Genomic DNA, 20,511 nt, shown 5'->3' on the forward strand with positions numbered 1-20,511 from the left:
CTTCATCTGTCACGATCTGTCACACGCCCCCTGCGAGACCTCCCCATGCCTCCGCTGCTGGAAGCAGGTCCGCCACGTCCGGCTTCACGTACCACTTCTTCGTCGTCTTCACGTTCGTGTGCCCGGCCCACATGGCGAGCAGGTGATCCGGCACCCCGTTGTTGGCGAGGTACGTGAGGCAAGACGCCCGAGCATCGTACAGACGGACTCTGCGAAGACCGTTTACGTCCATGATCTTGTATGCTTGCACCCGCAACTGCCGCCCGTTCAGCGCGGCGCCGAGTTCATTCACGAGTACGTAGCCGGCGCCTACGTAGCCTTCTCCCGCAGCCAGGCGTTCCACTGCCGTCGTGGCGCGGAACGTCTTCAGCGCCTCCCTCACCAAGCTCGGGAGCGGCAAAACGCGCTCCCCCGCCATGCTCTTCGTGTCCTTCTCCACCACCGTGCGGTTCCCCATCATGGTCCGCGTGTTAGCGATGCTGAGCGTGCCGGCGTTCAGGTCGATGTCCGACCACCTTAGGCCGCAGACCTCCGCCGGACGGAGCCCCATCAGGGACAGCAGCAGCGGCGCGTACAGCCGGTCCCCCTTCATCGCAGCGACGAAGGCACCCACCTCCGAGGCGTTCCATGGCTGGACGACCGCCTTCGTCTTCCGCTCCGCCTTCCGGGCCTTCAGCGGGATGTGCACTTCGCTGGCTACATTCACGGTCACCAGGCCGCGCGTGACAGCGCGGTTCAGGGCATCCTTCAGCCTGGCCAGGCTCATGTCCACCGACGTGATCCCGAGACCCATTCCGGCTTTCTCGCCACGCACACGGCCCCCCTGAAGTGCCCACCGCATCCACTCCACCACATGGTCCTCCGTAAGCTCTTGCAGCCGGAGGTTGCCGAGCTTCCCGCGCACACGATCCAGGGTCACCTGGTAGTTGTAGATCGTGGTCGGCTCCAGGTCTTCAGCCTTCATCGCGAGCCACTGATCCAGCCATTCGTTCACAGTGATCTTATTGGGCGGGACGAATGTCCCCTCGTGCCGCTTGCTCGTGATACGGGCATACTCCGCCTTCGCTTCCTTCAGTGTGCCGAAGGTGCGCCGCAGCTGCTTCCGCTTCCCCGTCTCGGGATCCACGCCCACGTCCACCACGAAGCGGTAGCGCACCTGCCCCTTCGCGTTTGGCGGCAGCTTCTTGATCACTTCGGGCATCTCAATCTCCTCCGTTGCTTGCCGGGTCTTCTTACAGGGCAGTTCGCGAAGTCATCGCGCCGTACTCGCGGAGATCAGTTGGGAAGTCGGATACAGCGAGGGACCGCGTCCCATCTGTCGCCATGCATGGAAGATCGACCTGGCGCTCTGCGGCTCGCGGCATACCTCGTGCCTCGCTGAGGGCGCCCAGGGTCACGTAGTGCAACTCGCAGAACAGCAACACACGTCATCCAGCGGGGCGTTACCAAACCACAAGGAATAACGTTGCAAGCTTGGGAAAACCGCTGGCTGTCTGTGTCCTTCGCGGCATCGCGTACTGCATCAATCCGGCTCCACCGCCGAGCGCAGCCGGATCGAACACAACCCATGGTCCGAAGGATCGCCGGTTTGACCAACAGGCGATCGTCGTCTATGTTGCGGCTCGTCCACCAACAGCGCCGACCGGTTACGGGGGTAATCGTCCTACTTCCCCAGTAAGGCCGACGAGCAGGTGCTCACCTCATGACATGAGCCACACCTCGGTTCACCAGCCACCTGTGCGATGACGACCTAAAACTGTGCCCTGGAGGGCGGCGAGCAAACGAGCTGGCAGCCGAAAAGCATTCAGGACACCGCAGCATAGAGCTTCTCCTCATGTCGTCGACGGCAGGTCACTTTGCGACCACTTACTCCGCGGTGTTGTACGTTGACATAGGCCAGCGATGGGTTCCAGATTTTGCAAGGTCTTCCTCGTCTGCCGTGAGCGAATGCCAGGTTCTCGGTGGACGCCAGGCGGTGATGCGCCGTCACAGGAAGCACTTCATCGATGCAGCTACGGTCGGCCTTAAGCGAGGGAGCGCGGGCAGGTAAAGAGGGAACAGGGGAAAGACTTTCCTCTTGGTTACGTCGATAGGCGGTCTTTCGCTGGCCACTTCCCAGAGCGTGGGAATCCCGATCAACTCGTGGCCCGACCACCTGGGGGGTCACCGTCGAGCGCTGATCATTCCCATGCAGTGCCTACGGATGCCTTACAAGGCGATCGGATGGTCCCCCGCCTGCGGTATCAAAATTATGGCGGCGTCGAGAAAGTACTGTCATCCCGCCTGGCGGCGACCTGCGACGGCTCCCGCCCCCACTAGGGAACCCGAACCTGGTCGATGAGGCGGAGGAGGGTCATGGGGGCGGTTAGGTCAGGCACAACGTGGTTTGCTCCTGCAGCGCGTAGTTGCTGTTCGGTGGTCGTGCCTGACGCGACTGCGATGATCCTGGCGCCACCTTCCAGGCCGGTGCGCACGTCTTCCAGCGAGTCACCCACGATCACGGTGTTGTCGCGGTTGAACCGACCTCCGTGCTTCGCCGCTGCCCGGTCCTGTGCGATGCGGACCAGGGCCGGACGGTGGGGATCGTCGGACGCGTAGCCACCGATGGTGGTGTCGAGGTAGCCGATGAGGCCCAGCGCGGCCAGCTTGGTCTCGGCGCTGCCTCGCAGGTTCCCGGTAACAACGGTCGGGATCAAGTGCTCCGCCTGCTGGACCGCGGCAAGCGCGTCCACGGCTCCGGGCATGATGATCCCGTCGTTGGCCAACAGCTCCCGGTATCCGGCGAGGCGCTCGGGGAGTTCGGCGACGATGCGCGCCGCAAGCGCCTCCACCCTCTCTTCAGGAACCTGGTTGACGCGCAGAAGCTCGCGGACGGCCAAGGGCATGGTGACCCCCGTGCCACGAGCGGGCAGGGCACTTGGGGGACGACCGACGACGCTGGTGAACGTCTCCTTGTAGACGCGCCGGTCGATATCACCGGTGTAGAGGAGAGTGCGGTCGATGTCCCACAGAACCAGGATCATGCGGCACGTTCCTCCATGACGGTCCGACCGCGTTCCAGGAGTTCCCTGGCAGGTTCCGCCGAGTAGCGGCGCGCTTCGGTGAGCATCGTGGCGAGGTTGTCGTCCAAGCGTGCGGAGCGGACTCCGGCGACAAGGGCCAGAACTTCGTGTCCAATGGCAGATCCAGCGTCGACATCGCCGGCGCGCATCTGGGCGGTGGCGGCGCGGGAGAGGAACTGGGCGCGGGTACGGATCTCGTCCGTGCTGAAGGCGTTGCGCGCGTCAGCGAACGCCTCGGCGGCTTGGTCGGGACGACCGAGGTCGAGTAGGCAGCTGCCTGTCTGGCCCATGATTTCTCCCGGGTTGATCCAGTACAGCCAGTGCGGATCGTCCTCTCCGCGTCCGCGGGCACAGAGGGCCTGTGCCTCTTCCAGGGCGGTGAGGGCCTGACGGTCTTCGCGTAGGCGGGCGTGCCCGCGGGCCTGGCGCGTGAGGAGCATGGCGTGTAGGGCGGGCGCGTCTTGGTCGGCGATGACCTGGCGGGCGGTGCGCGCGGCGGTGACCGCGTCGCGGGGGTCGCCGGCGGAGTACCCGTGAATGGCGAGGAAGGACAGCGCCCCGGCCCTCAGCCTGCTGTCACCACTGGCATGGGCTGCGCGCAGGGCTCCAAGGAGGAGGTTGTGAGCGGCGGTGTGGGCGCCGCTGTCGAAGTGGTACCAGCCGGTCTGGATTGCGGTGTCCGCAGTCACTGCCGCGAGGCGTCGGCCGGTCGCCTCGTTGTAGTTCCCTTCTTTCAGAAGTCGGAGCAGGACTTTGAGGTGCGCTGCTGCGGCTCGGGCGAGGTTGCCGCTGCCGTGGCTGGCGTCGGCCTGGCGCAGGGCGTCAGTGGTGGACTGCAGGCTGGCGAGGAGCTGGTCGGAGACGCTGATTCCATTCCGGGCGGTGGCGGCGACGGCCTCGGGAGGGGCGACTGCTGCTTGCAGGATGTACTGCGTGAGACTGGCCCCGCCCAGGGCTGCGATCACGCTGCGGCGGTTCAATCCGTTCATGGCTCCTCCGACGGCTGCTTCCAGTGACGTCACCATACGAGCCGCCGTCCATGGCAAAGCCGGGTCGATGGCGTCGACAAGTCGCTGCGATTCAGCCTGTGCAAAGGGGACGAGGAGGAGCGGGCGGAGGTCGGAGGGAAGTCCGAGTCCGGTCAGGAGATCGATGATCGTCTCGCGACCGTTGACCTGTTTGAGGCCGCGCTCCAAGTCCGAAATGAAGCCCTGAGTGAGTCCGGTCAGCTCCCGTACGGCCTTCTGCGACAGCCCGGATCGGCGCCGGACCAGGCGCACGACCGTTCCGAAATCCCAGACGGAAAGGGCCCGTTGAACTTCCTCGTCGCGCCAAGCCCGGTCCGGGATGGTCGGTGTCGCATCGGTCCGGGCGCAGGTGGAACAGCGTGTATCCGGGTTGTACCGGCTGATCGGCAGCCCGCACCGCACGCATGTGCGCCCTGGTCCCCCTGGCATGTTCGCCTCGGCTCTCCTCGTCGCGATCCAGCTCGCCCCGGCCGTGATACCAGGCTAGGTGGAGATCGATATCGCTGCAGCGATATCGCTACAGCGATGCCCCTCATGGCCGACGCGCCTCCAAACTCATGGCACTGCACCGCCTCTGTGCCGCCCACCTGGGAGGACTCGGATGCGCCCTGGACCAGGCGTCGCACCGACCGCGGCCAAACCGAGTTGGCCTGATGCGAACAGGAGTTGTGTCATGCGTCGTCCGATGACTTCTCGTCGCAACGCCCGCCAGCGCGTTGCCTCCACCAGACAGGACGGTACCGGCGCCGAGCTGGGCCCGCAGCGCGATCGGGCAGTGGCCGCAGCGGAGACGGTGGCGCTCGTGTTGGCCGAGGAGTCGCCGCTGCCGGAGAGCGCTGACGACGTGGAAGAACTCGCGCGGCGCCTCCGCGGTCACATCAGCCAACTTGCGGTCGTGGCCCCGTCGGGAGCGTGCGCGCTGCGTTGCGCGCAGCAGCTCGCTTCGGTGGGCGTCCCGGATGGTTACATGCCCAGCAGGGTCCACCTGATCCGTCTGGCCGAGGCAACCCAGGCACTTATTGCTGTCGTACGGGCGCACGGCGTTGTCCCCGCCAAGCCGAGAAAGAGACGGCGTTGGTGGAACGCGCAGGCCAACGTGCTGCGCGGAGCGGTCTTCGCTCTTGCCTTGGCGTGCTTGGTTGTGGCCGCCTCGGTGCCCCGAACGTGACCATCCCCGGGGCAGTTCTGATCGCACTGATTCTCGGCCCCATGGCGTGGCTGGTTCTCCAAGGTGTCGAGCAACCGGCCGCCCCTCCAGCGGACGAGCACTCGGCGCCGAGGCAGAACAGGCTTCCTCGCTCCGGTGGCCAACGAGCCTCTCCTACCGACATCCCGGCTGCTACGGCGGCCCCGAAGCAATCCCCGGATTCCCGGGCCTACGGAGACCCACACGATGAATCGCCTTCCGCGCATCGAGCAGTACGGCCTGATCGGTGACATGCAGACCAGTGCTCTCGTCTGCGACGACGGCAGGATCGACTGGCTGTGTCTGCCCCGTTTCGACTCACCGGCCGTCTTCGCCGGCCTGCTCGGCACGGAGAAGCATGGCACCTGGCAGATCGCTCCTGCCTCGACCACTGGGTGCCCCAGTTCCGGAGCGGTCGCCGAACGCCGGTACCGCGGCGACTCGCTTGTGCTCGAATCGATGTGGCGCACCTCAGCCGGTTCGGTCCGCGTCCTGGACTTCATGCCGCCGCGCGACGGGGCACCGCAGGTAATCCGCATCGTCGAGGGCTTGCACGGCGAGGTGGAGATGGTCTCGGCCATGCGTCCGCGGCCGGGATACGGCAGCGTCAGCCCGTGGATCTACGAGGCCGGTGGGCGCATGGTCGCAGAGGCCGGCGTGGACGCGCTGTGGCTCGACGCCTCCGTCCCGCAGGCGGAGAAGGACGGCGTCATCGTCAGTGCCTTCGCCGTCGCTGCCGGGCAGAGAGTGGCGTTCGTCCTCAGTTGGTGCCCGTCCCACGCACCCGCTCCGGAGATCCCCGATCCGGAGGCCGCACTCGCCGCGACGCTCACCTTCTGGCAGGACTGGACGCAGGAGTGCACCTACGACGGGCCCTACCGCGAGGCCGTGGTCCGTTCCTTGATCGCGCTGAAGGCGATGACCTATGGACCGAGCGGTGGGATCGTCGCGGCGCCGACCACGTCGCTGCCCGAGGAAATCGGCGGCAAACGCAACTGGGACTACCGCTTGACCTGGCTGCGCGACGCCGCCATGACCCTCGCCGCCCTACTGGGCACCGGGTACGGGCAGGAGGCGCAGGCATGGCAGCGATGGCTGCTGCGTGCCGTGGCCGGTGATCCGGAGAACCTGCAGATCATGTACGGGATCACCGGGGAGCGTGACCTGGAGGAACGGGAGCTGCCCTGGCTGCCCGGGTATGAGGGCTCAACGCCGGTGCGGGTCGGCAATGGGGCAGCGGACCAGCCGCAGCTCGACGTGTACGGCGAGGTGATCGAGACCCTCTACCTCGCACACGAGAGCGGTGTGGCCCATTGCGCCGACACCGCCATGCTGCAGCGGCGGCTCGTCGAGCACCTGGCACAGCGCTGGCAGGAGCCCGACGCGGGAATCTGGGAAATCCGCGGGGCACGCCGGCACTTCGTCCACTCCAAGGTGATGGCCTGGGTGGCGATCGACCGCACCATCCGCCTGGCCGAAGCCAGCGCGCTCGACATAGACCTGGCTCCCCTGGTCGAGCTGCGGGCAACCATCCACCACGAGGTCTGCGCCAAGGGCTTCGACCCGGTGCGCAACACCTTCACCCAGTCCTACGGCTCCCAGGAACTGGATGCCGCCACGCTGCTGATCGCCCGCGTCGGATTCCTGCCGCCCAACGACCCGCGCGTCATCGGCACCGTGGACGCAGTACGTCGTGAACTCTCCACGCCGGACGGGCTCGTACGCCGTTACCCGACCATCGGTGACCAAACCGGGATGGACGGCCTGACCGGAGACGAGGGCGCATTCGTCCTGTGCTCCTTCTGGCTCGTGGACGCGCTGGCCCTGACCGGCCGCCTCGACGAGGCCCACGCCCTGTTCGAACGCCTCTTGGCGCTGCGCAACGACCTCGGGCTTCTGGCCGAGGAGTACGACCCCGTCCGGCAGCGCCAGCTCGGCAACTTCCCGCAGGCGTTCAGCCACATGGGCCTGATCCGGAGCGCCCGGCTCCTTCAAGTCCTGGGGTTGCAGTCCCCCCACCGCCGCGGCGCTGTCGCGGTTCCTGCGCCCCGCTCCACCTCTCGCAGCACACGTCAGACCTGCGCAGACATGACGCCGCAGCACGCTTAGCCCCCACCCCCTTACGAGGATTCCCATGCCCGACAGCGCCTTGCCGGCACGGCCGGCCGCTACCGGCCACCGCAGACGGCGGCCTTCGATCGACGCGTTCATGCTGCACCGTGTCCGCCGCGCCGTTGCGCTGCCCCTGGTGCTGCTTGCTGCGCTGCTGGGTGCCGTCTTCTCCCTCTGGTCGGTGTCCGCAGTGAGCCCCGGCTGGCTCCTGGCCGGCCTGGTCTGCGGACTGACTGTAGTCGCCACGGTGGCGGCTCGCGGAGCGCAAACGGCCGCAGGGGCCGTACAGACGGCCGCGGAGGAGGCCCAGGCACCGGCACTGGCAGCGATGGCGGGGGCAGCGGCGGCCGTCGAGAAGTCGGTGCAGTGGTCGGCGGACGAGCTGTGTCGCGGGGGGCGCCCGCCGCTGCCGGACCTGCAGGCGCCACCATCGACCGGTCCGAACACCGAGGTCATCAAGGCGTTGAGTGCCCTGCAGGTGCAGGCCATCGCGTCGCTGATACGGGTGCACGACGAGTCCCAGTCCGTCGTCCTTCTGGAAGTGCTGCGCCGCCTGGCCATGCGCGAGCACGCCCTGGTCGGCAAGGCGCTCGAAGCGTTAAGCCGTCTGGAGATGCTGACCGACGACCCGGAGCTGCTGGCCAAGATCTTCGAGATTGATCACCTCGTGACGCGGATGCGTCGCCAGGTCGAGAGCACGGCGGTGCTGGGCGGTCACTCCCTGCGCAGTGTGCGTCGGCCCGTTCCCGTCAAGAGCGTGCTGCGCGGCGCGGTCTCCGAGGTTGTGCAGTATCCGCGTGTGGCCGTCGCGGCCGGGTCTGTGGGCGCCGAGCTGGGTCTTCCCGGTCATGTGGGTCCGGACCTGACGCACCTGCTGGCTGAGCTGATCGAGAACGCCTGTGAGTGTTCCGATCCGGCTACGAAGGTGATGGTGCGTGCGCAGCGGGTGGCGAACGGGCTGGCGGTCGAGGTCGAGGACCGGGCCATCCCCATGCATCCTCAGACGCGGGCGCAGATGAACCGCCTGCTCCAGGCCCCCGACGAGGTCGACGTCAGCGGCCAGGTGCGAGCGGGGCAGCTCGGCTTGCTGGTCGCTGCGAAGATCGCCCAGTCGCACGGGCTGTCCGTTGTCCTGCAGGAGAACGTGACAGGAGGCACCACCGCCCTGGTGGTCATCCCGGCACGGCTCCTGGTAGCGATTCCTCCCGCCGACGATGCGAGCGCGCTGCCCAGGGACGCCCGCCCCTCCGAGCCGCAACCGCAGCAGGTTGCCGCGACTCCAGCCACCCCGAGGGCGGGGCAGGCCACACGCCCCGGCTCCGCAGCGGCGCCGGCAGCCGCAGAGGCAGGTCACTCTGCTGATGCGCCCGCTCTTCCCACTCGTAGACGTCAGGCCGGCTCGTTCCGTCCGCCACACGAGCGGGAGCAAGCCCCCTTGACCGCGGCGACACCAGGGCTCGCAGCCGCCTTCCGCAACGGCATCCAGGCCGGCGGGACCGCCGGTTCTCCCCCCGCTTCGACAGAGCGCCCCGGGCCCTGACCTTGTCACTCGACGTTCCCGGTGGCCCGTTACATCCGCCGGCCCTTCCCCCCTTCTGGAGCGATCCTTATGAGCACCCACCCCGCGATGAACAACGTGACCGGCGACGCGCCCGCATCCGAGACGACGGCAAGCGGACAGCGGGACAACATGGCCTGGCTGCTGCGTCAGTTCGCCTCCGACACTCCGGGCGTTACCCATGCCGTCCTGCTGTCGCGCGACGGACTGCGGCTGCTGGACAGCGACGTCGACAAGGACTGGGCGGACGAACTCTCGGCCGCACTCAGCGGAGTGGCATCCCTCGCGGCGAACATCACCGGCCCCAGCCACAAGAAGCGGCCGGCGAAGCAGGTCGTCATCGAGCGAGACGACTGCCTGTTCTTCGTCCAGAGCGCCGGGCGCAGCGCGGCTTTCGACAACCGCCCCGGCAACGAACGCGGTGAGGTGGACACGATCCTCGCCGTCATCGCCACCAGGGACGCCGACGCGGGCACTGTCGGGTTCGAGATGGGGCGCCTGGTGCAGAAGTTCGCCCCCTACATGTTGATCCCCGTCCGCGTCGGCACGGGCGGAGAGGTCCGGTGAGCCGACACGGCCGCCCGGCCGAGGAGTCGATGTTCGTGCGGACCTACACCTTGACGCGCGGGCGTACCAAGCCGCGGCACCTGCTCGGTCTGGAAACCGTGCTGGACGCCGGACCGGGGCGGCCAGGGCCGGCGCAGGCCGAGGAATGCGAGGAGATCCTCGCCCTGTGCCGGGAACGCCGGCGGTCGGTGACCGAGCTGGCGGGCCGACTCCGCCGCCCCGTCACCGCCGTGAAGATCCTCGTCTCGGACCTTCTGGACGCCGACGCCCTGGTCGTGCCCGTCACCGCCCCCTATGCCGCATCCGACCCGGACTCGGATGGCGGTCCCTCCACCCAGCTACTTGCGGCCCTCTCGGCGGGCCTGAAGAGGAAGTGGCCCGATGCTGTTGCCTACCCCCAGGCCGGATAGCCCGGCCGTGGTGCTGCGGACTGCGCCGTCCCCGCACGCCGGTGCACCGACCGTGTTGAAGATCGTGATCGCCGGGGGCTTCGGCGCGGGCAAGACCACCGCTGTGGGCGCCGTCAGCGAGATCACGCCGCTGAGCACGGAGGAGTACCTGACCGAGGCGAGCGCGGACGTGGACAGCCTGGAGGGCGTCGAGGCGAAGCAGACCACCACGGTCGCCTTCGACTTCGGCCGCCTCAGCCTGCCCGACGCACCCGTACCGCTGGAACTGTTCCTGTTCGGCACACCCGGCCAGGACCGGTTCGTCGACCTCTGGTACGACCTCTCCCGCGGAGCCGTCGGCGCGGTCGTCCTGGTCGACACCCGCCGCCTGGAAAGCAGCTTCACCCCCGTCAGCTTCTTCGAAGACATCGGCCTGCCCTTCGTCGTCGCCATCAACCAGTTCGACGGAGCGCACCGTTACCAGCCCGAGCAGGTCCGCACCGCGCTCGAACTGCCCACCTCAGTACCGGTGGTCACCTGTGACGCCCGTGACCCGAACCACGTCGCCGGCGTCCTGCTGACCCTCGTCGACCACGCCGTGAAGAACGCCTCCGCGAGCCGCATTCACCACGCGGCCCCTGCCACCCTCCAGGACGCCTGATGCCACAGCACCCCAGCGACCCCTATGTCGCACCGTCGACCACCCCACCCGCCCTGTCCTTGCCGCGACGCGACGTGCGGGACGCCGTCCGTGGGCCGTTCACCCCGCCGGCAACCGCCGTCACCGGCCCGCAGGCCGAGCAGGCACCGGAGCTGGTGCAGCGGTACGAGCTGCTCGAACGCTTGGGCGTCCCCACCGTGGCGAACGAGGACTTCGACGAGCTGGCCCGTGACATGGCCACGCAGGCCGGATTCCTGTACGGGTTCGTCAACCTCTTCCTGGAGGAGCAGACCTTCGTCGGGCTGCACCAGCCGCCCGCGGACAGCGGGTACGTCATCGTCGGGCGCACCATGAGCCGCGACCACGGCTGGTGCCCGGAGGTCATGGCCCGTAAGAAGGCCCTCCCGCTGCACGACGTGCACGCCAGCCCGCGCTTCAGCGGCAACCAGGTGGTCGACGCGGTCGGGATCCGCTCCTACTTCGGCGCACCGCTCATCCACGACAGCGGCACCTTGCTGGGCACGGTGTGCGTCATCGACCCCGAGAAGCGGCCCCTGAGCGAGGCCCGACGGCTCAGAGACATCGTCATCAACGCCGGCGTACAGGTGATGGACCACATCGTCCGCGCTCCCGTCCGCTAGGCCGTTCCACCACCCCCCACCCGGAAGCCGTAGGCGATTCCCGGCCGCTCCACCGTGCGACCTTCACCCAGGGAGAGGGAGACCATGTCCGCCACACCCACCCCGCCGCCACCGGCGCTGCGTCCCTACCTCACCGCCCACCACGAACTGCTGTGGGACGAGGCGGACGCCTTCGCAGCCGAGCACGTCGCGCCGCGCGCCGCACGCATGGAGGCCGCCCCGGGCAGGGTGGAGCGCGAGGTCGCAGACCTGATGGCCACGCGGGGCTGGTTCGCCGTCACCGTCCCGGCCGTCTTCGGCGGGCTGGGCGCCGGACACGTGGCCAAGACGATCCTGGTCCACCGCGTCGCACGGGTCTCGGCGACTGCCGCGGCCATCCTGCAGGCCACCTTGATCCCCGTCGGCGCTCTGCTGCACTTCGCCACCTACGAGCAGAAGGGACGCTGGCTGCCCCGTGTCGCGGACGGTTCCCTGCTGCTGTCGATCGCCGTGACCGAGCCGACCGCCGGCGGGCACATCGGTGGCATCGAAACCACCGCCGAACGAGCCGGCAACGAGTGGATGATCACCGGCAGCAAGGTCCATATCGGCAACAGCCACCTCGCGGGAGCCCACCTCGTGGTCGCCCGAACCGCCAAGCCCGGCGTGCGTACCTCCCAGGCTCTCACCGCGTTCATGGTCGAATCCGACCGCTCCGGGCTCTCCGTCGCCGACCACCGTCCCGGGCTCGGCCTGCACGGCTTCTCCGCCGGCCGCCTCGATCTCGACCACGTGCGCGTCCCCGAGGACAACGTGATCGGAGAGATCGGTCAAGGGCTGAGCGTGGCGCTGAGCAGCAGCATCCTGTACGGCCGACCCAACCTGGCCGCAGTCAGCCTCGGAATCCACGAAGCGGTCGTGGCCATCACGACTGCTCGTCTCAAGACCCGCTCCCGTTACCGGGGCACCCTGTCCGACCTGTCCGTACTACGGGACCGCGTCGGCGGCATGGAGGCCCGCTTGCGCGCCGGCCGCATACTCGCCTACCAATCTGTGCACCTCCTCGACCAGGGCCTGCCCTGCGACGCCGACCTCATCAACGCCAAGTACCTCGGCCACCAGTGGGCTGCACAGTCCGCTCAGGACGCCATGGAACTGCACGGCGCCCACTCCCTCGACGGCGACTACGTCCTCCAACGCCTGTGGCGCGACATCCAGCACACCTACCCGCCCGCCGGAACCGGCGAGGTACAGCGCATCGGCCTCGCCGACGCCGCGTTCGACGAGGACCACATCCAGTGGTCCGAGCGCCTCGCCGCTGAAACCGCCTGGGCACGACCCGACCCGACCGCCATATGAGCCACCGTGCGCGGCACCCCGTGAATCCAGACCGCTGCGCACGGGCCCGTGCCGCCGGCCCCGTTCCCTACGGGGACCGGCGGCACCCAACCGGTAACCATCACCCGAGCCGAGAAAGAGACACAGTGACCCCGCCCGTGACGACCAGCGCACCGATCACCCCCCTGACACCGACCTTGCAGCGCGTCGCCCAGCACCTCGCGAAGGGCCTCACACCCCAAGAGATCGCCACGCAGACCAAACTGTCGGCCGCTACCGTCCGCCAGTACGTCCGCGACATCCGCGAGAGCCTCCACTGCCCGCCCCGTTCCAAGCCCCCGGTGATCGTGCACCGCCTGTTCGCCACCCAGCAGGCGGCCTCTCCGGCAGCGGACAGGCCAACGCCACAGCTCAGCCCGCTGCAGCTGCTGCTGCTCCGAGCCGTCGCTGAGCACAGCAACCCGCGCGACATCGCCGTGGCCGCCAAGATCGCCCCCGCCGACCTGCGCGCCGCGCTCGACCAGCTCCTCGCCGACACGGGCGCACAGGACACCACCCAGCTGGTGATTCTGGCTCACGGCTGGAAGCTGCTGACGGCCGAGCAGGCCCACGCGACGCGGAGCGGAGCGAGCCGGTGAGCAGGCCCCCGACTCCCCTGGCCCGTGAGGAGCGACCGGCTGTGACCGCGTTCGCTCCGGCGCACCTGGTCGCCGTATACGAGGTGCGCTCGTTACGCACGGACGCCGAGCGCGAGGAAGCTGCTGCTCTTGTCCAGGACCGTCAGCGTTGGCTCACCTTGCGCGGTCTGCCGGTGCCCGCCCGTGCCGACGTCCCGGCTCTCTTCCGCGACCCGCAGACGAGGCCGGCTGGGCTGTTCGAGGACGGGAAGCTGCTGGCCTGCATGATCCCGCAGCGTGACCCCGACCTCGGATGGGGCGAGGGGGCGTGCCTCTTCCTGGGCTGCTTCCACACCCTGCCTGACCAGCCCGACGACATCACGCGGTTGATCACCCTGTGGGCCTCCGACTTCGCCGCCCGGCTCGACCTTCCGTTCGTACGGACGGAGGCGCTGGCCCGTCACGCCCTCGAAGCGGAACCCGTCGCCGCCCTTCTGCGTCGGCTGACCGACATGGGCTGGGATGTGCGGGGTTCCGGCCCGGGACGAGAGGGTGATCGAGTCGCCCGCCTTGAACTCGCCGCCGAGCGTCGGTCCGGGCTGAGCGCGCTGATCGGCTGCTGCGTCCACGAGCCGCAGGCAGCCCCGGACGATCGGGGCAGTGCGTGACGACCGCCGATCCACAGCGGCCCGATCTCGCCCGCGAGCTGATCGCCCGGGCAGCGGAGTCGGCCGCGCACCGGCTCAAACGAGTGCGTAACCAGCTCGATGCGGTCCAACTCGGTCGAGGCCGGCACGCTGATCACGCCAACACCAAAGTGTTGCGCCGCATCCTGGCCGAGCACGACTGGCCCGGCCACCGCCTTGTCGGCCCCGACGCGGCCCGTGCCGCGTGGAGCATCGCTCTTCACAGCGACGACGAACCCGACTTCCAGCGCGCCGCCACCACCCTGCTGAAGCGGGCGGTGCAGGCCGACGATGCGCTCATCCAGCACTGGGCGCACCTGCACGACCGCGCCCTGATCAACAACGGGCACGAGCAGGAGTACGGAACGCAACTCCTCCTCCGCGCGGGAGGTATCGAACTCTGCCCGCTGCGCGCGCCGGAAACGCTGGACGCGCGAAGGGCCAGCGTCGGGCTGCCGCCCGTCGCCGTCGCCTTGAAATCGGTGCATCGCCGCTACGGCTCGGATCACAGAGCTGAAGACGCCCAGACCTGCGTACTCGCGAAGGCCGCATGAGGAAGCGGAACCCAGGCTCTCCATCAGCCGGACGCTTGTCCGCAACCCCGCTCCACGAAAGGAACGTAGACATATGAGGCCCACCACCGCCGTCCTCGTTGCCGGCGCTGTCCTCTCCCTCACCACCGCCGTGGTCGGAGCCGCCCGGCTCAGGCAGAACGCGCGGCACCAGACCGAGCGGAACGAGGCGCTCGTCGCCCGCAACCAGCTCGACTGGCTGGCGCAGATGTCCACCAACGCCGACCTCGCCAAGCTCTGGGCGCCCGAGGACATGGACGTCGAGGAGTACATGCAGCTGCTGAAGGCCAACCAACTCATCTGCATGCTCAGCCTGCGCGACCGCCTCGGCTTCATCCGTGACGGGCACCTGCCGTTCTTCGCATCGATGGTCATGAGCAGCGACGTCTGCCGGCGCTACTGGCGCCGCTTCGGCGACCTCCGCGCTCAGGAGGCCGAGGGCGACGAGCGGGCCGAGCACTTCACCAGGGTCCTGGACCAGGCCGCGAAGAACCACCCGCAGGCGCAGCCCGCAGCAGCCTGACGGCACCACATACCGACCCCCAGGCGTCACGGCTCAGGCGGCTTCGCTGACCGTCGCCGTCTGGGAGCAAGCTCCGGAGCCCGACCGGGCCCCGGTACCCGCACCACCCATCACCCCTAGGAGGCATGCATGACCGCCATCCAGGCCGAGAGGCCGACCACCCCCGCGCAGGCCGACCCCGTAAAGACCGACGACGACCCGTTCGGGCTCGACATCACCTTCATCGAGGGCACGCCGGCGACCGAGACCGTCCTGATGTGCAGCACGGGCGACACCTGCGGCAGCTCCTGCCCCAGCGCCTGCACCACCTCGTAAGCCGGACCACCCCGGCAACGCGGGCCGGACGGGGCTCTCCCCGTCCGGCCCGCCCCGACCGCCACACAGAAGATGAGGAGAGCGCTGATGACACGGCACCGGCCCAGCCTGTACGAGGGCGCGGGACAGGCCATGCTGCGCGCCGCGGTGCACACGACCGAGCCCGTCATGCCGCCCTGGCCGGCGTCCACGGCGCCAGTGGAAGAGTGGCGCGCGTGGCTGAACACGGTGTGGTCCGACCCCGACTTTCGCCGGACCGTGTCGCAAGCGAGCCCTCACCTGGCAGAACAGGTGCTGGCCATCATCGACGGCCGCACGCCGAAGGTGCGCCGGATGCGCCGGGCAGCTCTGGCCACTGCCCGCTACGCAATCCGCTACGCCCGCCGTTCCACCCCTTACGGCCTGTTCGCCGGTGTCGCCCCGCTCGGCTTCGGCCAGGGATCATCCGTCCACTTCGGCGAGGAGCATCAGGCCGTTGCCCGCCCCGAGCCGGTCGGGCTCGACGAGATGCTCAGTGCCTGGGAAAGCGACGCAGCGCGCATGGCCAGCGCAGAGGTATGCGTCAACACGCTGATCCGGCAGCGCGACCAGCACATCCACGTGCCGTCCGAGGGCGATGCCGAGTTCCGCCTCGCCCTCAGCCCCGCGCTGCGTCTCGTACTCGGCCTGGCCCGATCGCCGATCGGGTACCGCCAGCTGGCCGACAAGCTGGCCGCGGAGTTCCCCACCGTGAGCGACACGGCACGCGACCGGCTCCTGCGCGAACTGCTGCGGGTGCGGCTGCTGCGCTCATCGCTGCGCGCACCCGCCACTATCGCCGACCCCACCGACGTCTTACCGCCCGCGGCGCGCACTCAGGCAGCCAGCCTGCAGGCAGCGTACGACCTACGGCTGGACGCCGACGTGCGGCTGCCCGAACAGGTGCTGACCGAAGCGGAGACCGCGGCGACCATCCTGGCCCGCCTGGTCACTCATCCGAACGGGACACCGACCTGGCGTCGATGGATCGAGCAGTTCACAGAGCGCTACGGCGAGAACACCGACGTGCCGGTGGAGGAGGCAACAGACCCCGACCGGGGCGTGGGCTTCCCGGCAGGGTTCGTCACGGCGAGCGAACCACCCCGGCCGATGTCCCGGCGCGACCGCCTGCTGCTGGAGCTCGCGGGCACCGCCGCCGCCGAAGGCAACCGCACCGTCGCGCTGACCGGGGCGATGATCGAGGAACTGGAAGCAGCGGCCGGCGACAAGCCCCAAGACCTGGCGCCCCACCTCGAAGTGGCCGCACAGATCCACGCCTCCTCCGTGAAGGACCTAGACCGAGGCAACTTCCGGCTACGCGTTCTGACCGTCTCCCGCTCGGCCGGATCGATGACCGGACGGTTCTGGCACCTCCTGCCGGACATGGAGGCGACGTACGCGCACCTGCCCACCGTCGATCCGGCGGCGGAACTCGCGCAGCTCTCCTTCCACGCCGGGCGGGTGCCGGCCGACCTGCTCACCCGCGCGCCGCAGGCCCTGCCCCGCGTCGTCAGCGTCGGTGAATTCCGCCACCCCGGCCCGAGCATCCTCTTCCCCCGCGACCTCTCGGTCGCCGTTGCCGACGGCCGCCCCCAGCTGGTGGAGTCCGCGACGGGCAAGCAACTGGAACTGCTGGCCCCCACCGCCATCAACTTCTTGTGGAACAGCTGCACCCCGCCGATGGCCCGCTTTCTCGGCGAGATCAGCCGGGCCGCATCCCCGCAGGTGACCTGGTTCGACTGGGGCGCCGCCTGGACGCTGCCCTTCACCCCGGCACTCACCTACCGGCGCACCATCCTTACCACCGCCCGATGGAAGATCCGCAGCCGTACGCTGCCGGCCCGCACGGCCCCGCTTCAGCAGTGGGCGGACCAACTGCACGCCTGGCGTGCCCGGTTCCGGGTGCCAGAACGCGTCCTGCTTGCCGAGGACGACCAGCAGCTACCCCTCGACCTCACACGCGACGTCGACCTGGACCTCCTGCGCGCGCACCTGGACGCCAGCCATTTCGGGATCGCCACGCTGCACGAGGCGTCCCCGCCGGACGCCGACGGGTGGATCGGCGGCCGGGCCCACAGCATTGTTGTCCCGCTGGCCAGGCGCTCATGACCATGACGACCGTGCCCCGTACGCAGGACCTGTCCGAGGGCGCCCTGGGGATGGCCCTGCTCGACATCGAGCGCGGTGACCTGTCCTCTGCCCGCCGCCACCTCGCCCAGGCCACCGTCAGGGGGGTGAGCACCGGCAGCAACGCCAGCCTCTTCCACGGCGCACCCGCCCTGGAATTCGTCCTGGCCCGCGCCCACGGGGCCAGGGACGACGTCCGCGCGGCCGTGGACCGCATCGTGGACGCCCGGCTCGCCGCCGCCCATCGCCGTCAGGCGGCCGGCGCGCTGCCCCACCTCGCCGAATGGGACCTCATCCGCGGCATGACCGGGCTCGCCGCACTGCTGCTGTCCCGCCGTCCGATCGCGTCCCGGCTGCCCGACGTGCTCGCCTGCCTCGTCGCGCTCGCACACCCCGCCCGAGGTGAAGGCCGCATTCTGCCCGGGTGGTGGTCGCCGGTTGGCCCCGACGGGAAACAGATGATCGGCGGACACGGCAACAACGGCATGGCTCACGGCATCGCGGGGCCCCTGGCCGTGCTCTCCCTCGCCCTCCGCGCCGGAGTCAGCGTCCCCGGGCAGGAGGCGGCCGTCGGTACATTCGCCACCTGGCTCGACCGACACGGCACCCACTACTGGTCTACCGCAGCGCACCTGGACGCCGGCCATCCGCCCGAGGCGGAGCCGGCCCGCCAGTCCTGGTGCTATGGCCAGCCCGGCATCGCCCGCGCCCAACAGCTCGCCGCGCTCGCCCTCGGCGACCCCGCACGGCGCCAAGCTGCCGAGGACACCGTTGAGGCCATCCTGACCGACCCCCTGCAGCTCGCCCGCGTCACCGACTCGACCCTCTGTCACGGCTGGGCCGGCCTGCTGACCCTCACCCGAGCGGTCGCCGCCGACAGCTCTGCTCCCGCACGTTTCACCCCCATCATCCAGGACCTGCACCGACGTCTGGCCGCTGGCTGGGAGCGCCTCCCCAAGCCCGGCTTCATGGAGGGTCGCGCCGGCGCCCAACTCGCCCTGAACGCCACGGACACCACCGGCTGGACCCGCATCCTCCTGCTCGCCTGACCTCGCCCCGCCGCCTCGCAAGGAGTTCCCTCCTCATGACCTTCGACGACGAAAACCTGCCGATCCCTGCGGACACGTCCTGGTGCCAAGCTTCCGTGGCCTTCCCCGACCAGCACACGGACGCCGCCCAGGCCCTGGCGACCGCGCTGGCCGGGCGCCGCTTCCACTTCCTGCGCAAGGACGCCGGCGTGCGCCTGCGCACCGAACAGCCCGTCACCGACCTGCTGGACCAACTCGTTACCGACCGCGTCATCACCAGCTGGACGGGCGGGATCTACGAGCCGGAGACGCACGCCTTCGGCGGCCCCGAAGGCATGGAAGTCGCGCACGACGTGTTCTGCGCCGACAGCCCGGCCGCGCTCGCCGAGACCGGCACTCCCGGCGCCCGGGAGCGCAGCGTGATGCTGCTATCCGCCATGATCCGTGAGGCAGGACTGGACCCGTTCGAAGCCGGAGACGTATGGGCCCGGTGGGCTGCACTCCGGCCCCCCGTTACCCCGCCCCAGGGGCCCGCGCTGGAGAAAGCCGTCTCCGCGATGCGGCGGCTGATGAACGCGGACGCGGCCATGCGTCCAGACGCGGAAGCGGGCTGGGTCGAGCGCGTCACCGCGTTCGAGGACGCCGGCCGCCGCCTGCGTCGGCTGGCTGCCGACGGCCGACTGATACGCGGAATCCGGGGCGTCATCGCCCATCACGCGATCTTCGCGTTCAACCGTGCGGGCGTGCCTGCCGACGTGCAGGCCGCCACCGCGTGGCTTGGCCGTCACGTCGCCTTCTCCGCCGATGAAGGAGCCGACGTGTCTACCCGCAAGTCCGTATCCGCGGACCCTAGCCTCCCTCGAATGGAGACCACTGTGACACCCGCAACCGAACCCAACGAGCTGCGCGAAGCCCTCGCACAGCGGCTCGTCGACAGCGGCCACCTGCGCAGCAAAGCGGCCATCGACGCCTTCCGCGCCACCGACCGGCACGCCTTCCTGCCCGGCGTCGACCTGGACGCCGCGTACAAGGAGGACGCGGTCCCGATCAAGCACGACGAGCACGGGGAGATGATCTCCTGCATCTCCGCGCCGTCCATCGTCGCCACCCAGCTCGAACAGCTCGGCGCCCAGCCCGGCCACAAGGTCCTGGAAGCCGGAGCCGCCACCGGCTACAACGCCGCCCTTCTCGGCAAGATCGTCTCACCCGGCGGGCAGGTGTGGACGCTCGACGTCGACGAGGACCTCGTCGCCGGTGCGAGCAAGCACCTCGCCGAGGCCGGTGTCGACAACGCCACCGCGGTGATGGCCGACGGCGCGGCCGGGCTGCCCGAGCACGCCCCCTACGACCGGATCATCTTCACCGTCGGTGCCGGCGACGTGCCCGTGAAGATCCTCGACCAGCTCGCCCCCGGCGGGCGCCTGGTCCTGCCGATGCGCATCCGCGGCAGCATCTCCCGCTCCTTCGCCTTCGAACGCGACGGCGACACGTGGAAGACGGTCTCCTGCGAGATGGCCACCTTCATCCCCCTGCGCAAGGGCGTCTACGACGACGTCTACACCCTCGTGCCGATGTCCGGCGAGGGTAACGTCCGCCTGGAGACGTTCAGCGAACAGGACGTCGACCGCGACGCGCTCCGCTCCGTCCTCGATCAGCAACAGACCAAGATCTACACCGGGGTCAAGTTCCGGCAGGGCTCGGCATGGGAGTGGTTGTACCTGTACCTGGCTTGCGTGCTGCCCAACGGCCTGTCCCGGCTGCCGGGCCAGCGCCCCGGGTTCACCCCGCACTTCGGCTGGGGCTCCATGGCCGCGCTGGACGCCGGGTCGCTCGCCTACCTGACTGTCCGTGAGGGTGAGGACGAGGAGGGCCGGTACTGGGAGATCGGCGTGATCGGCCACGGCGAGGGCGGCGCCGACCTCGCCGAGCGTGTCGTGAGCGAGATCCGCGCCTGGGACGCAAGCGGTGGCAACGACGCCCCCGAGCCGGGCTTCCGGATGGCCGTCGCCGACTCCCGCGACCGGCTCACGGCGGACGATCCGCGCTTCGTCGTTGACAAGCCGTACAGCCGACTCGTCGTCGACTGGGCGCGCAAGGGCTGAGT

19 protein-coding genes are annotated in these 20,511 nt (G+C 69.3%); 16 read left to right on the top strand and 3 right to left on the bottom strand.

The features are described from left to right. Positions 1–19 precede the first annotated feature (19 nt). The 3 genes from ABT245_RS15880 to ABT245_RS15890 all read right to left on the bottom strand — a co-directional run bounded on the left by ABT245_RS15880 (position 20) and on the right by ABT245_RS15890 (position 4,519). A complete protein-coding gene (locus ABT245_RS15880) occupies positions 20–1,201 on the bottom strand; it encodes a tyrosine-type recombinase/integrase (protein ID WP_058082656.1) in 1,182 nt (393 codons plus the stop codon). Between the two features lie 1,114 nt (positions 1,202–2,315). After that, entirely contained in the window at positions 2,316–3,023 is a 708-nt protein-coding gene (locus ABT245_RS15885) for an HAD family hydrolase (RefSeq protein ID WP_058082655.1), read from the bottom strand. After that, a complete protein-coding gene (locus tag ABT245_RS15890; RefSeq protein ID WP_058082654.1) occupies positions 3,020–4,519 on the bottom strand; it encodes a helix-turn-helix domain-containing protein in 1,500 nt (499 codons plus the stop codon). The genes ABT245_RS15885 and ABT245_RS15890 overlap by 4 nt, the downstream gene beginning before the upstream one ends. A 244-nt stretch (positions 4,520–4,763) precedes the next feature. Here ABT245_RS15890 and ABT245_RS15895 point away from each other — a divergent pair, with 244 nt between their 5' ends. The 16 genes from ABT245_RS15895 (at position 4,764) to fxlM (ending at position 20,509) form a co-directional block, all read left to right on the top strand. Beyond that, positions 4,764–5,258 carry a DUF6415 family natural product biosynthesis protein gene (locus ABT245_RS15895; RefSeq protein WP_237281008.1) on the top strand — a complete coding sequence of 165 codons (495 nt, stop codon included), beginning with the start codon at positions 4,764–4,766 and terminating at the stop codon, positions 5,256–5,258. Positions 5,259–5,483: 225 nt separating this feature from the next. Next, on the top strand, positions 5,484–7,385 hold the full coding sequence (locus tag ABT245_RS15900; protein WP_351733816.1) for a glycoside hydrolase family 15 protein: 1,902 nt from the start codon (positions 5,484–5,486) through the stop codon (positions 7,383–7,385). A 25-nt stretch (positions 7,386–7,410) separates the two neighbouring features. Next, on the top strand, positions 7,411–8,928 hold the full coding sequence (locus tag ABT245_RS15905; RefSeq protein WP_351733818.1) for a sensor histidine kinase: 1,518 nt from the start codon (positions 7,411–7,413) through the stop codon (positions 8,926–8,928). 69 nt (positions 8,929–8,997) lie between these two features. After that, complete coding sequence (locus ABT245_RS15910) at positions 8,998–9,513, top strand: roadblock/LC7 domain-containing protein (RefSeq protein WP_058082652.1); 516 nt, start codon at positions 8,998–9,000, stop codon at positions 9,511–9,513. Between the two features lie 29 nt (positions 9,514–9,542). Then, on the top strand, positions 9,543–9,923 hold the full coding sequence (locus ABT245_RS15915; protein ID WP_502982135.1) for a DUF742 domain-containing protein: 381 nt from the start codon (positions 9,543–9,545) through the stop codon (positions 9,921–9,923). 52 nt (positions 9,924–9,975) lie between these two features. Next, a complete protein-coding gene (locus tag ABT245_RS15920; protein ID WP_058084133.1) occupies positions 9,976–10,563 on the top strand; it encodes a GTP-binding protein in 588 nt (195 codons plus the stop codon). Next, positions 10,563–11,204, top strand: coding sequence for a GAF domain-containing protein (locus tag ABT245_RS15925; protein ID WP_058082650.1), 642 nt, complete (start codon positions 10,563–10,565; stop codon positions 11,202–11,204). Before ABT245_RS15920 ends, ABT245_RS15925 begins: the two co-directional genes overlap by 1 nt. Positions 11,205–11,288: 84 nt before the next feature. Continuing rightward, complete coding sequence (locus tag ABT245_RS15930) at positions 11,289–12,542, top strand: acyl-CoA dehydrogenase family protein (RefSeq protein ID WP_058082649.1); 1,254 nt, start codon at positions 11,289–11,291, stop codon at positions 12,540–12,542. A gap of 137 nt (positions 12,543–12,679) precedes the next feature. After that, a complete protein-coding gene (locus ABT245_RS15935) occupies positions 12,680–13,159 on the top strand; it encodes a LuxR C-terminal-related transcriptional regulator (RefSeq protein WP_237281007.1) in 480 nt (159 codons plus the stop codon). A 41-nt stretch (positions 13,160–13,200) separates the two neighbouring features. Continuing rightward, complete coding sequence (locus ABT245_RS15940; RefSeq protein WP_058082647.1) at positions 13,201–13,806, top strand: hypothetical protein; 606 nt, start codon at positions 13,201–13,203, stop codon at positions 13,804–13,806. Beyond that, entirely contained in the window at positions 13,803–14,378 is a 576-nt protein-coding gene (locus ABT245_RS15945; protein WP_351733823.1) for a DUF6624 domain-containing protein, read from the top strand. The genes ABT245_RS15940 and ABT245_RS15945 overlap by 4 nt, the downstream gene beginning before the upstream one ends. 73 nt (positions 14,379–14,451) lie before the next feature. Continuing rightward, the gene (locus ABT245_RS15950) at positions 14,452–14,919 is read left to right on the top strand and encodes a DUF6082 family protein (RefSeq protein WP_351733825.1); all 468 of its coding nucleotides are present in this window, start codon (positions 14,452–14,454) and stop codon (positions 14,917–14,919) included. Between the two features lie 129 nt (positions 14,920–15,048). Next, positions 15,049–15,234 (top strand): FxLD family lanthipeptide, encoded by a 186-nt coding sequence (locus ABT245_RS15955; RefSeq protein ID WP_058082644.1) that lies wholly within the window; start codon positions 15,049–15,051, stop codon positions 15,232–15,234. A gap of 87 nt (positions 15,235–15,321) precedes the next feature. Then, entirely contained in the window at positions 15,322–17,361 is a 2,040-nt protein-coding gene (locus ABT245_RS15960; protein ID WP_237281006.1) for a lantibiotic dehydratase family protein, read from the top strand. A 2-nt stretch (positions 17,362–17,363) separates the two neighbouring features. After that, positions 17,364–18,428, top strand: coding sequence for a lanthionine synthetase C family protein (locus tag ABT245_RS15965; protein ID WP_107112936.1), 1,065 nt, complete (start codon positions 17,364–17,366; stop codon positions 18,426–18,428). A gap of 35 nt (positions 18,429–18,463) precedes the next feature. Continuing rightward, positions 18,464–20,509, top strand: a complete 2,046-nt coding sequence (fxlM, locus tag ABT245_RS15970) for a methyltransferase, FxLD system (protein WP_351733828.1) — start codon at positions 18,464–18,466, stop codon at positions 20,507–20,509. The last annotated feature ends 2 nt before the right edge of the window (positions 20,510–20,511 follow it).

Source organism: Streptomyces sp. NPDC001508 (genome assembly GCF_040298665.1).
Lineage (GTDB): Bacteria > Actinomycetota > Actinomycetes > Streptomycetales > Streptomycetaceae > Streptomyces.

What these genes read in the sequence shown, in the direction of transcription:
- ABT245_RS15880 (WP_058082656.1), bottom strand. Translation starts at nt 1,201, where the DNA reads ATGCCCGAAGTGATCAAGAAGCTGCCGCCAAACGCGAAGGGGCAGGTG.
- ABT245_RS15885 (WP_058082655.1), bottom strand. Translation starts at nt 3,023, where the DNA reads ATGATCCTGGTTCTGTGGGACATCGACCGCACTCTCCTCTACACCGGT.
- ABT245_RS15890 (WP_058082654.1), bottom strand. Translation starts at nt 4,519, where the DNA reads ATGCCAGGGGGACCAGGGCGCACATGCGTGCGGTGCGGGCTGCCGATC.
- ABT245_RS15895 (WP_237281008.1), top strand. Translation starts at nt 4,764, where the DNA reads ATGCGTCGTCCGATGACTTCTCGTCGCAACGCCCGCCAGCGCGTTGCC.
- ABT245_RS15900 (WP_351733816.1), top strand. Translation starts at nt 5,484, where the DNA reads ATGAATCGCCTTCCGCGCATCGAGCAGTACGGCCTGATCGGTGACATG.
- ABT245_RS15905 (WP_351733818.1), top strand. Translation starts at nt 7,411, where the DNA reads ATGCCCGACAGCGCCTTGCCGGCACGGCCGGCCGCTACCGGCCACCGC.
- ABT245_RS15910 (WP_058082652.1), top strand. Translation starts at nt 8,998, where the DNA reads ATGAGCACCCACCCCGCGATGAACAACGTGACCGGCGACGCGCCCGCA.
- ABT245_RS15915 (WP_502982135.1), top strand. Translation starts at nt 9,543, where the DNA reads ATGTTCGTGCGGACCTACACCTTGACGCGCGGGCGTACCAAGCCGCGG.
- ABT245_RS15925 (WP_058082650.1), top strand. Translation starts at nt 10,563, where the DNA reads ATGCCACAGCACCCCAGCGACCCCTATGTCGCACCGTCGACCACCCCA.
- ABT245_RS15930 (WP_058082649.1), top strand. Translation starts at nt 11,289, where the DNA reads ATGTCCGCCACACCCACCCCGCCGCCACCGGCGCTGCGTCCCTACCTC.
- ABT245_RS15950 (WP_351733825.1), top strand. Translation starts at nt 14,452, where the DNA reads ATGAGGCCCACCACCGCCGTCCTCGTTGCCGGCGCTGTCCTCTCCCTC.
- ABT245_RS15955 (WP_058082644.1), top strand. Translation starts at nt 15,049, where the DNA reads ATGACCGCCATCCAGGCCGAGAGGCCGACCACCCCCGCGCAGGCCGAC.
- ABT245_RS15960 (WP_237281006.1), top strand. Translation starts at nt 15,322, where the DNA reads ATGACACGGCACCGGCCCAGCCTGTACGAGGGCGCGGGACAGGCCATG.
- ABT245_RS15965 (WP_107112936.1), top strand. Translation starts at nt 17,364, where the DNA reads ATGACGACCGTGCCCCGTACGCAGGACCTGTCCGAGGGCGCCCTGGGG.
- fxlM (WP_351733828.1), top strand. Translation starts at nt 18,464, where the DNA reads ATGACCTTCGACGACGAAAACCTGCCGATCCCTGCGGACACGTCCTGG.